Source organism: Sphingobacterium sp. LRF_L2 (assembly GCF_965644235.1).
GTDB lineage: Bacteria > Bacteroidota > Bacteroidia > Sphingobacteriales > Sphingobacteriaceae > Sphingobacterium.
Map to the genome: position 1 here is coordinate 431,413 of NZ_CBFFRI010000001.1, position 12,521 is coordinate 443,933.

The 12,521-nt window shown below is 41.2% G+C and carries 7 protein-coding genes; all 7 read right to left on the reverse strand.

The features are described from left to right. Positions 1–130 precede the first annotated feature (130 nt). The 7 genes from ACSZOX_RS01805 to ACSZOX_RS01835 all read right to left on the reverse strand — a co-directional run bounded on the left by ACSZOX_RS01805 (position 131) and on the right by ACSZOX_RS01835 (position 12,503). A complete protein-coding gene (locus tag ACSZOX_RS01805; protein WP_437918033.1) occupies positions 131–2,326 on the reverse strand; it encodes an IPT/TIG domain-containing protein in 2,196 nt (731 codons plus the stop codon). A gap of 56 nt (positions 2,327–2,382) precedes the next feature. After that, complete coding sequence (locus ACSZOX_RS01810) at positions 2,383–3,447, reverse strand: fasciclin domain-containing protein (RefSeq protein ID WP_437918034.1); 1,065 nt, start codon at positions 3,445–3,447, stop codon at positions 2,383–2,385. Positions 3,448–3,466: 19 nt separating this feature from the next. Further along, entirely contained in the window at positions 3,467–4,834 is a 1,368-nt protein-coding gene (locus tag ACSZOX_RS01815; RefSeq protein WP_437918035.1) for a fasciclin domain-containing protein, read from the reverse strand. A gap of 16 nt (positions 4,835–4,850) precedes the next feature. Further along, positions 4,851–6,041, reverse strand: a complete 1,191-nt coding sequence (locus ACSZOX_RS01820) for a fasciclin domain-containing protein (protein WP_437918036.1) — start codon at positions 6,039–6,041, stop codon at positions 4,851–4,853. Between the two features lie 77 nt (positions 6,042–6,118). After that, a complete protein-coding gene (locus tag ACSZOX_RS01825; protein ID WP_437918037.1) occupies positions 6,119–7,465 on the reverse strand; it encodes a hypothetical protein in 1,347 nt (448 codons plus the stop codon). Positions 7,466–7,480: 15 nt separating this feature from the next. Beyond that, complete coding sequence (locus tag ACSZOX_RS01830) at positions 7,481–9,277, reverse strand: DUF4397 domain-containing protein (protein WP_437918038.1); 1,797 nt, start codon at positions 9,275–9,277, stop codon at positions 7,481–7,483. A 1-nt stretch (position 9,278) separates the two neighbouring features. Beyond that, positions 9,279–12,503 (reverse strand): carboxypeptidase-like regulatory domain-containing protein, encoded by a 3,225-nt coding sequence (locus ACSZOX_RS01835; protein ID WP_437918039.1) that lies wholly within the window; start codon positions 12,501–12,503, stop codon positions 9,279–9,281. Positions 12,504–12,521 lie beyond the last annotated feature (18 nt).

Here is a 12,521-nt window from a genome sequence, read left to right on the forward strand (position 1 = left end):
ACCGTTAAAAAAGTCACTGCCAATATGTCCGACAGTGCTGTCAAACAAAAGCTAACCATCGTACTATGATGCGAATAAAATAAACTGTATAACAAACAAAAAGGGGAGCTAATTAAGCTCCCCTTTTTGTTTACCGCAATTGAATCTTACGCACAACATTGTTTCCACAATCTAGAACATAGATTGCGGAGCCATTGGAGTTTACAGCGATGTCACGAACGGAATTACTAAATTTGGCCGTCCTAAAGTCTCCATCCTGAAAACCTTCCGTTCCTTTCACAATAGTAGAAACGGTGGCTGTATTTATATTGACTTTTCGAACAGCGAAATTCAACCCATCAATAAGGACCATATTTTCAGCATCTAACATGTCCATACCATTAATCTGGTTAAAACGTGCCACGTTTCCTACACCATCAATATAACCGGTAGCAGTACTTCCTGCGAACGTGAGATTACGTGTTCCCCCAGCATTAGCTACAATCCGATGCAAATAAGTTGTTGCAGTACTATAAATATTATATATTCCTCCGGAAGGACTAACCGCAGGTCTACGATCGCGGGAAGCCGCAACGGTATATCCACCACTATAAGACTCTACTGTCCCCAAAGTAGGTGATACGACCCACATCGTATTGTTTAAACTTTTAAGAATATAGAGTAAGCCATCACTACGCACATCGAGCTTACCAATAACACTGCCCATGGTCGGAATAACTGTACTTACTTTTCCCTGCAAAGTAATAGCACGTAATGACTGGTTCCCAACATCCGTAAGATATAGCAGCTGCGTTTTTGAATCGAAAACAATACCCGAATAGATGTCCAAGCGGAATGAAGCAGCCTGTCCTTCACCATCCGTATTCCCCTGCATGCCACTTCCTGCAAATACAGAAACTTGACCACTTGCTGTGATTCTCTTAATTTGCTGCGTATTAACTTCTAAAACATATAGATTATCGTTATCGTCAACAGCCAATGCACCGCCAGTACTAGCAATACTCAAAGCGCCCGCACCTAGCGAGAAAACACCTGCCTTATAAAAGGGCGTAGCTCCATAAGCTTCAAAGCCATCTTTGCTAACCTTAATTGACCCTGTTGTAAAATTTTCTGGAGCTTCGACAGTTAACGTATTAGATGTTGCACCTAACACCGTAGCTCTTACACCGTTAAATGTGACAGTGTGTTCGGCTAAATTCGAACTAAATCCTGTCCCTGTTATTAAGACTTGTGTCCCTGCCAATCCGTTATCAGGAGCAAAAGACAAAACACCTAAGTTCTGATCCCTAAATTCCGGTCCAACTGTACGTTGGTTATTAACTTCTACATCCAAGGTACCTGTGCCCGTACCTCCAGGAATATTCAAGCGAATCTCATTCGCAGTAACTGATGTTAATGTAACTTCTGTGTCGTTAATAAAGACTTTATTTTCATTCGCAACCGTAGAAAAATAATTTCCTTTGATAATCATTTCCGTTCCAGCAGGACCACTCAATGGGGTAACCACCGTTATTGAAGGAAAAGGTACCACTGTAAAAATCGGTCCAACTACAGGCTCATTGTCAATACTGACAACTACTGGACCTGATGCAATATCTACAGGAGCTACCACAAGCAGTTGGTTTGCTGATGCTTCTAAAACCTGGGCACGCACACCATTGAAAGTAACTTCATTATCTTCTGGTAAACTTTCAAAACCCTCACCTGTAAGTGTAACTCGCGTTCCCGCTCCTCCTGTCAAGGGTTTCATTTCACGAATAGCCATGTAGGTAAACAATGGTCCCGAAGCGTCTTCATCGTCTAAATTAACTTCAACAGCTCCAGTACCGGAACCATCTGGCACTTCCACCAAAAGGACGGTATCCCGAGCACTCACCACAGTAGCCTCTATAGCGTTTATTTTTACAGTAATAGGAGCAATCAGACTGCCAAAACCCTCTCCTATAACGCGAATTTGAGAACCAATCTGTGCCTTTTGAGGTGTTATGCGTTGTACACTTAACGATTGATAATTATACTCTCCCACCTCTAACGCATTTGCCCCTTTGTACAGAACAATCTTCCCACTACTCCCTTCTGCAGGAGCACGTACGATAATTTCATTCTGACTTGACTGCAATACATCCGCCTCTATGCCATTAAATGTAACGCGATGCTTACTTCGATCATTGTCAAAACCATCACCTTCTAGTGTGACCAAGGTACCACCTTTTCCACTGTTCGGATAAAAATGATCCACCTGAAAAGCAGTATTATTATTCTCATCTCCTCCTGTCTCTTTCTTACAGCTCGTTGTTAACAATGTTGTCACAATGATTGCGAACATTGTAAAATATCTATTTAAATATTTCATCAAACTTGATGTTTAAATTATAAAAGCTTTTAGTTTTCTGTTTTAAGTACCCCATCAATAACATGAAGTACACCATTATTGGCCATTATATCACTTTTACCGCCTGTCAACAGACTTGACACCAACATGCTTGTATTTGTCATATCAATCAACTCTAACATATGCCAATTAAAAAGCGGATAATATTGCACACGAAAGGTCAACGTATTTCCGTTAAGCATACGGCCATACTGCCTTCCTGCCGTTCCATATATATTTCCTATAAACGGATCACTGATCACGACCTGCCCATCATTCAATGGGATAGTTAAGGCAAAATCGTTAATAAACCGACGATCGGGTAGGATGTGGTATTTGACGAGCTCTGTAAGTACGTCTATATCGGCTTGTTCTACAGATTGAACAGAAGTAAATCCGTGCGCAGCCATCGCTGTATTGCTCGGTGCAAAAACCGTATAAACGCCTTCACCCTGCGAGATCAGCTGATCTAAACCCGTGCGAAAAACGGCATGCGAAAACAAGGTAATATCCTCCTCATCGGCAATAGCGTCCCAAACGTTCGCATACACATTTGGACTTAACGCTTTATTGATAACATAAGCTATACCATTGCTACAATCAATACGAACGGGTGACACCCGTGCACCATTTACCGTTATAATGGTATCCACGCCACCTACACCTTGTTCATTGATCCAATGTGTTACATAGACAGGATTACCCCCTCTTGTTTTAATTTCTTGGTTAAAAAGGTATGGTAATTTTTCTAATTCAAATTCACCATTTAATACATGGTAGTTGGCCAGGTTACTCGCGGCTACTGCCGAATAACCATAAATAGTCTCTGGCTCTCCCAATACAGTATTACTAGGAACAAATGCTGTAAAAGGTCCTGGTTCAAGCAATACCTTATCTAAACCTCCTCGACGCATCAACGCCCCAAAAGAGGATATATTGAAATTATCTGAATTGTCGGACAATACATACCCCATCAAGCTGTAATCAACCTCATTATAGTAATCGTCCTTAGGAGAACAAGCTCCAAGACACACTAAGCAAAGGCCAAGTATGTACATATAAATTGATTTAGACATAATCTTCGATTTATTCATTTTAGAATCCCTCCGGTGCTAAAATATTATCTAGTACGTGAATAACGCCATTTAATGTGAGCACATCCCCTTCGACAAGTTTTGCTATTTTTTGCGTTTCCTTCGACTGCAAGTTGATAGCAGAAGATGTTCTCTGTATATCGAAAGGTATGTACTGGGCAACACCCTCATACCCCAGTGGCGTACCGATTGTTCCTGGCAAGTAAATGGGCTGCAGTTGGTAGTTTATCATATAATTACCCAATAACTCGCTCCGAAGATCATTCGTAAAAAACAAACTCCACTTTGCTGAAGTTGCAGCGAATTCAATACTTGCGGAACGGCGCCCCCAATTGTGATGATTATCCAACAACGAGTCGGTTGCAAACTCGCCCACAATGCGATAATAGGAAGCTGTTGTACCTCCTGGAATATGCCAAACTGCCTGTGGCAAAGTGCGACTTCTATTATAAGCAATTAAATCGTCCAGACTATGAAATCCCGCTTTTTCAAAAGCTTCATTCGTAGGAATAAACCAGGTACTTAGCACGGGGATAAAGTCATACCCTTCCACTGATCGCTCTGTTGTCATTTTATAACGCACAGCAGAGTTCCTGTTATAGGTTTGAGCCAAGGCATGTCCTTCTGAAGGAGCATAGCCATTTGCTACACGAAAAATCTCCTTATACCAATTGTCTGTGTATTCCAATAGAGAAGTATACAAACTAAATCGACTATCTTCCTTTAAATATTGCCAAGCTGTTTTCGTTGGCAACGCTAAAACATGTTCTATTGGATAAACTGTCGCCTCCTCTGTAGATATTGCCTGTACAACTCCTTGTTCCCGACCATTGACGATCAGCTGATTTTGAGAAATGCCTAGCAATGCATGAAAACGATAGAAGTCATACGTCACCCCACTGTAAAGGGTACTATTTGCGTAACGTAGATTCGCATCAGCCAATAAACTCACTGCCGGATAATTTTCTCCTCTATTGAGCAGTTGGCTTTCGGTAATTCTACCCATCAGTACGTATCTCTTTAGGTAAGCATCTAAACTCTCTACCGATGCGGCATTAATCGCTGTTTCGGACCAACCGGAAGACTGCAATGCGGTATTTTCAGGGATTAAAATTGTATATTTCGTTGTAGACGGAGTTGAAAGTAAATCCTTTAATGAACTCTTTTGCCAAGCTTGGTTAAAAAGTGTATAAGGGGATGTTGCTAAATAATTATCCAGCTTCATCGAAATACTATCCTCGTAAGGAATAATCTCTCCTACAGCAGGAGGCATATATTCTTCTTTACGGCAACTCGCGAATGCAAGCATTCCCAGACACAAAAAAAAGAAGTAGCGGGCTATTGTCATGTTGTTTTTAATTCTTTTCATACGTTCGTAAATTTGATTACTTTCTAGCCTCATCCGGCATAACCAATACGGCCTGCAAATCATGGACAACACCATTATCGCAAACATTGTCGTTCAACGCTGGAAAACGTCCTGCATTATAGTCACGAAGGACCTGCCTGCCACTTCCTAAAAAATTCTCTTGATTAAAGTAAGCCTTCTGCCCATTTGCGCTTGTGAACCCATAACTATAAGGCACCTTCAGTTGTGACAAAGCTAAAGTATACATATCTAGAGTCAAACTTGAAGGCTCTTCCATCCTCGCTATAAATAGATGATTGTACGTTTCGTCTCCCTGAACAGGCGCAACATACCAACGTTGATCCTGCGTCCACATGAAGAAGTTACAATCCAAGATAAAAAAATGCCTGTTGTACATAATATAGGATCCGAAAAGTCTTGCACCAACATATTCATTCACATCCATCTCCGAGATACTTTCTTCCGTAATTCCCCACTGCTCAAAAATATCGTTGTTAACCGCAAAGACAGTAAACGGTCCCTCACCTTCTATCGAGTCCCAAATATTGAACTTTTTCAAACCAGCCACCAAAATACTATACTGTGGTTTAGACAACAACCACTGCTGCACTGTTTGCCCTCCAAAGGGTTTCATCATCTTTACTAACGTATGCATTACACCATTAGAAAATTCGAAATCCCTATTCTGAGCATAAGAATATGCTCCAGAAAAGTAGAGCTGACTATTGATAAGTAAAGGATTAGTTGCTGTCGCAGAACCAATCGTAGACATGGCTCTCGAAGCATATAGCTGTTCTCCAGATAGCGTTTGATAACGCAGATCGATCATATCAACAGGTATATCAGACTCCATTAATCGATAAGGCAAAATATGATAAGCTAAAACTTGACGCAGACTATCTCTATCCATCGATGCAAATTGAGATACGTGGGTAATTCCTTGCAGATTAAATGCTGTATTATTTGGAGCCAAGACCGTAAATGGGCCGGGGCTATCCGTCAGTGAGTCCATCAATCCAGTATACTTCAAGGCCTCAGCAAACAGGGTGTAGTCGAAATTATTCCCAATAAACCCACCTAACGAGCGTACATCTTCGTTGGGTTGGTTAAGTCGTATCTCAGGCTTTTCACAGGCTTGCAGCAATCCTAAAAACAGGATACAGCAGCACCATTTTGTAAATTGATTTTTATATTTTTTCAATCTCATAGTATTAGATTTTTGCTTAAAAAACGGGGACAGTTCCCGGTCACATTCAAGCTTGTATTCGTTTGTTTTCAAAATTATCAATATACCGGAGGTGCGTATCGCCGCTGAATTGTCATAAGATAAGCTTCTCCGTTGACGACCTCGATGGTATTTACCGTCGAAAACGACTGTGGATTATTCACATCAGAATGCGTGCTAACAATCATATTTGGAAAGTTAATCCCCGTATTGTAAATCAGGTTGTTGGTCAATGAAGTGTAAATACGAGGCCCATTTAGCAAGCAATTTATTACAGCGAGATTACTGCCATTTTCTGTAAGTTTTGAGGATACATTAGATGTTATTGGAAACGAATTCATCTGTGATAAATCATTTCCAGGTGCTAAAAAGAAAAAACGCTGCCAAATGTCGGTATAAATACGATTATCATCCTTCTTAATCCACATAGGAAAGCTATGGTAAGTATTAACCTTTGTCGATTTGTTATCACGATAGAGCGTCATCATATATTTTGCTAGATAATCAACAGAAGTAGCTCCCGGGCGTAAAAGTCGAACTCGGTCTTGCGCTAAATTATACTCTACCTCTTGGTTATCCATTAATGTATAAAAGACATTCATTGTGTCGCGGATACCTTGCACAAAGAGATGTTCACCTTCCTGCCCCATTGGAACCTTTAGCGTAATGTCTGATGTCCAGTAATTATCTGCGCTGTAATTATAAAAGTTAACGTATACAGAAGAATCTGAAAAGGCTTGCTTATGGAAATTTTCTTCGCGCATCAATACGCCCACATTTTTCTTCAGAAAGTCTTTCATCAATACATTCATCGTATAGACCTCACCAGATTTTAAATTTAAGGTTGTATCTATAAGAATATTCCTTCGCTCGCGTACGGGCAAATCGAAAAACTTAGTGGTTACGCCTTTAGGGCGATAACAAAACATAAACCGCAATTCGCCCGATGGTACTTGCGCCCAAGAGCTTAAATCAAACCCATTTAAAACGGGCCCAACAAGTACACTTGCTTTTCCAGGATACTCCGGATTATCGACACTTGTACTTACACCAATATGGCTCGGATAAGGAGGTGCATAACGGTCGCGTACGTCGAGAAAATCTCCAACAATTTCGGCCCCTGTGGGGATCCCCTCTGAATTTAGCGTCGGGTTGATTAATAAACAAAGATAAGGTACAGTATCTCCCTTTGTTTCTTGGACATGGAAATATTTCAAACTATTGAAGACGCGCAAATAGGCTGGATCATCAAGAGTGGTATATTCTACTTTTCGACAACTAGACAAAATTAAAAGCACACAGCACACAGCAAATGCAGTTAAGGGTTTGTGCTTTGGCAACGAAAAATGCAGTTCTTGTAAGAAAGTAGATATCTTGTGTCGAATATCAAATGGTCTATTATTCATATCTATTTGCTAAAACTATCGATTGTGTTTAACTATTAAAATCCTTGCTTTTTGTTCATCAGGAACGTTATCTCCCGTTCTACCGATTAAGGCAAAGGTGTAGATACCAGGCTCGTAAGTTGGCGCTGCTCGGCCTGCTGCCCAATATAACTCAGGACGCTTAATCAAATCGGTGCTTGGTACAGTTGGTATATCCTTCGCCCAAACACCAGGAGTAGCGGCCGGCGTAGACCTGTAGGCCATAAATTCAAAAAGCATCGCAGTATCCCAACGCCACCAGGAATACGGAAATTCCTTTACAATTTTCCCTGGCGTCAGATTATACATTGACTCATCCAAATGAAAAACATAACTACCTCCAAGAAGAAATATAGGGACAATGTTACTTACCCAATAATCTCGCATATCCTGTCCGTTGTTTATCGTAAAGCTTAAATAAGGCACGTCGGGACAAAGATTAAGGTATCGAATACCAAAAGCCATCGTATATTGATATCGATTATTTGCGCCATCATCTTCATTCCAAGGATCATATAAAGTACCACTTAAGTCATTGACAACGACATCTAGTTTTGGATTTCCATTTTCATCAGGAAATAACCATACTGTATGATTCTGACCTGCACCAATAGGATAAGATAATACTTCAGCAACATTTCCTACACGCGATTCTGCCTCTACAGTGTAAGTTCCAGCAGGAATAATTGAATAGTCGGAAGTTCCGCCAAAAGCGATAGTGCTCCCCATCCCCATTCCATTTAAACGAAAAGAAACATTAGATCCAGGCATCGCATTTACTACCTGAACTCTGGCCAGACTCTGGTTAACAGGTACAACATTATCCTCAATAATCTTGAATTGATTCTGGAATGCAACCTGATTTAACAAAGAGGCCGGAGTACGATAACTCATTCTAAAAGGAGCCACAACCAACGTATAGACACCTCCAGGTTGATAGGCCTGCATAGGTGCATACGTTAACCCCGTAACTTGAGTAGTAGCAATAGCACCGGGAATAACCATCGGAATACGGGAAGTTGCAGGATCTAACAATCGCGCCGCTTCTGGATCTTCATATTTTCCGTGAACGGTAGCAGAGATTTGTCGGCCATCGGTGGTCAGGATTTTAAATTGATACGTTCCATAAGGAAGTTCTATATACTCCGAAGTCCGTTTGCCTACAGAAATGTTACTGGTTGCGTCGCTAACAGGAGTACCATCCGCATAGGTCAGTGTAATAGCACTCACCAGATTCTCTAAGGCTCCCGTATAGGACGGATATGCTGCAGATAGTGGTTCAACCTGCTTAGCGAGGTTCACGATACGGATTTTAAAATAATCAGACCGAGAAGGGGCCGCATTATCCCGTTCCACGGGGACAATGTTTGCCTGACCACGTCCTCCAGGCCAAATCGTGTAGTAATCCATTGCCTGATTATTCACCGTAAAACGCAAAGATGGTTCGTAGACACTATCAACACCTGCAACAGTACGAATACGCCCTGATACGGCAAGATCAAGTGACTTCTTGCCTGCAAACATATCTTGTGGAATCCACCACGTATTTTCCAAAGCACCATCAGTCTTAAAGTGGGTCGTCGGCGTACCAGTCGTATTGGTCAACAGTTCGTCATTTATAGACACTTGACTATATTCTACTAAATTGACTAGACGTACTGCAGAAGATTCAAACACTTCGGGAGAATGATCATAAGTATAATCCAGCTTATCTTTTTTACAGGATATAACAAACAAGGAAAAGAATATGCAAAGCACAAGCGTTCGATATATCGTTGAAAACACGTTCTTCATTTTAATAGATATTTAAAGTAAAACCCATCATAATTTCTGCCCCCCTTTTGTAGCTCCGCTGGATATATTCCTTCCCATACCATGTTCCTCCTGTTTCAGGATTGGCATAGACGGTCTTAATAGCTGGATTGAGTATATTTTTGGCATAGCCTTTAAAAACGAGACGTTTATGTATACGTTGGCTCCAAACTAAATCAAGCATAGGTACTGGCATGCTGTACAAGTCGGGCTCTCCCATCAAATTAATCTGCACCAGACGCTCGCCTACCATATTAAAAGTTGCCGTAAAATCTGAGCCCCAACGCTTATTTGCGTAATTAAGCCATGTATTTACACTATATGGAGCTTGCTCGAAAAGCGGGCTATTTTTTGGTGTGTTTCTGTCCAATGTCAGATTTGCCTGGTAACGTTGTTCACTTTTCTTGATATCACTCTGAGCCAACATCAGGTTTGCTCCCAAGAAAAAATGGCGTAAAGGTTCATAAACCTTACCCAGGTCTTTCACAACTTCAAATTCCATCCCCCAGACTTGTCCAATATTCGGTTCATTCTCGAAGCGGATAACCGGAAACTCAGGATAAGTAGCTGCCAACCCCTCTGTCTGTAAACTAAAAACCTTGATTAATTGATTGTGAATCCTTTTGCCAAATGCTGAAACAGCGATTACTTCACCTGGCCCTGTAAACCATTCCCAACGAAAATCAAGATTTTGTGTCGTTTGATTTTTTAGACTTGGATTTCCGACAACGAGACCCATTTGAAAAGCGTCATACTCAAAAACATTCGTAATCTCGCGCAGCTCAGGACGTGCAAGCGTCGTATTATATGCCCCACGAATATTCATATAACCGTCTTTCAGACTATACACCGCATTTAAGGCATAAAAAGGTTTATAGCCTGTTCTGTACAAAGAATTTGGTTCGATTAACAACAATGGCACTTTCGTTCCATCTGAACTTGGTGTTGTCAATGAAGGGTCTAAAAATACGCCAGCCGTATCTACAATAGAGCCCATGTCGGTTGTTTCGAAGCGAACACCTCCTGTCAGGCGTAATTTCTTTATCGGTTTAATATCCAACATTCCATAAAAAGCATTGGTTTCGTAATAACCGTCGTAATTATTGGGAGACTTTTGGCTATTGTAGATAAACCCACTGAGTGGCATAGCACCTTCTCCCACCGGGCTACTCGGCAAACGGACACCCACAATTTCGTTGCTCACTAGGCGGTTCAGATCGCCATTAACATCGTACAACGCATCTGCTCCTCGGTTAGAGAAATTAGAACCCGGTATGAACAACTGATTCTCTGTAAAAACGCGCTTTCTATGTAGGTAATTGGTTCCTATTTTAAACTCCTGTTTTGCACCTAAAAGACGAAAAGGCAACAATAAATCAGCTTTGTAATTGTAATTATTCTCTTCCAAATGCCGCCAACGTCTTCCGTTGGGCTCAGCCTGAATAATTCCATAAGTACCATAACCATTCACATAGCCCGATGTTAACGCATAGAGATGATCTGTAGCAACAGTCTCCGAAAAATCGTAGGGACTATTTTCATCTGTTGTCACATTACGTGTATATCTTCCTCCACCGGTCGGCATATAATCCGCCAAAGAAACAAAACGATAGTCGGGATCATTATGACGGGAAACCGATGTTGAAACGCTATAACTTAACCTAGGACTGTATTCGCTTGCCAAGAACTTATGTTCACCATGAAACTGATAGGTGTATAAATTCCTATAGGTTTGCTTCAACGAATAAATGTAGCTATTTACGTCGCCAGGCAGACCTGTATATTCATAGCTCCCGTGCATATTTGTTGCCGCATTTTCGCCTCCCCAAGACCCCATAAATTGTCCACCAATCTCGTGTCGCGGAGAGAAGCGATAGGCCAAACCACCAAGAACGCCGTAATTCAGTATTTCTGTTCCTGTATTTTCTTTGTAAGTCTGATATTTACCTAAGTATAAATTATTGGGTGTGATATAATTCGGAATATTCCTTCGACTATAGACATAAGGGTTACCGGTGACCACACCTTGATAAACACTCCATTGCGTAAGTTCTCCTTCATAAATATCTGTGGTTCGACGGTAATAATTCCCGCCTAGAATAACCCCTAATTTATGTTTTTTGAACACATTATAGCTGTTACCAAAACTCACTGAATACAATTGATTCACAGGGGCATTACGATACTTCGTTGTTAGGTTCTGATCAAAGCTTTGCATAATTCCATTAATACGCGACATCTCTTGCTGAGCAGCTACATCATAATTGCTATTTGCAATAAAACGTTGAATAGAACCTAAGCCATTCGGATATTGATCCGCAAGATCTAAAAAGTCCTGTCGCAAATTTTTCTGATTAATCCGTGTCCCAAGAATTCCCATTTCGCTATTATGGAAGCTGTTATACCGGCCTCCAATGCCAATATTGGAGTTGTAACCCGTTTGTGCAATCACCTCGAAAACCATGCTATCGGGAACCGATTTTGTTTTCAGGTCAATGATACCTGATGCTGCATCTGCTGGTTTATCAGGCGTAAAGGTTTTAAAAATTGTGATGTTGTCGAGCAACGAAGCAGGTACTAAATCCAAAGGAATAGCAGCTCGATCAGGGTTGGAGGATGCTAAACGTGCGCCGTTGAGTTGTCCAATGACACTTCGATCACCAAGTCCACGTATCGCCACATATTTGTCATCGGTAACCGTTACCCCAACCACACGTTGTAGCGCCTGTGTTACCGTAATACTGGCCGTACGTTCCATCAGCTCGGCCGAAATACCATCCTGAATAATACCAGCTTTACGACGTTCTTCCAAAAGAGCCATTTCTGTATTGACACGTTTACTATTATTTACCGTCACCGCATCAATGGTATTCGTTACCACGGTCAATGCAACCTCAACGCGTGAGGTGCTCGCTGTGATCTCCTTTTGCTGATAGCCAATATGCCTAAAAACAAGAACTGTTCCTTCCCTTGGAATACTGATCGTAAAGTTCCCATTTCTATCGGTTATGGCTTTGTGCGTATTCCCTTTGATTTGAACGGAAACAGCTTCCAGCGGTCTATTCGTCGAAGCGTCCACCACATGTCCTTGCACAGTCTGCTGCGCATAAACATGTTGTGCAATGGAAAATACCAAGAGAAGAATAATTCTCATAGGGGTAATGCCCAACTTCGTTATTTTAAATATATATGTTAATTGTCTTTGCATTGTTCTCTAAGAATTTAC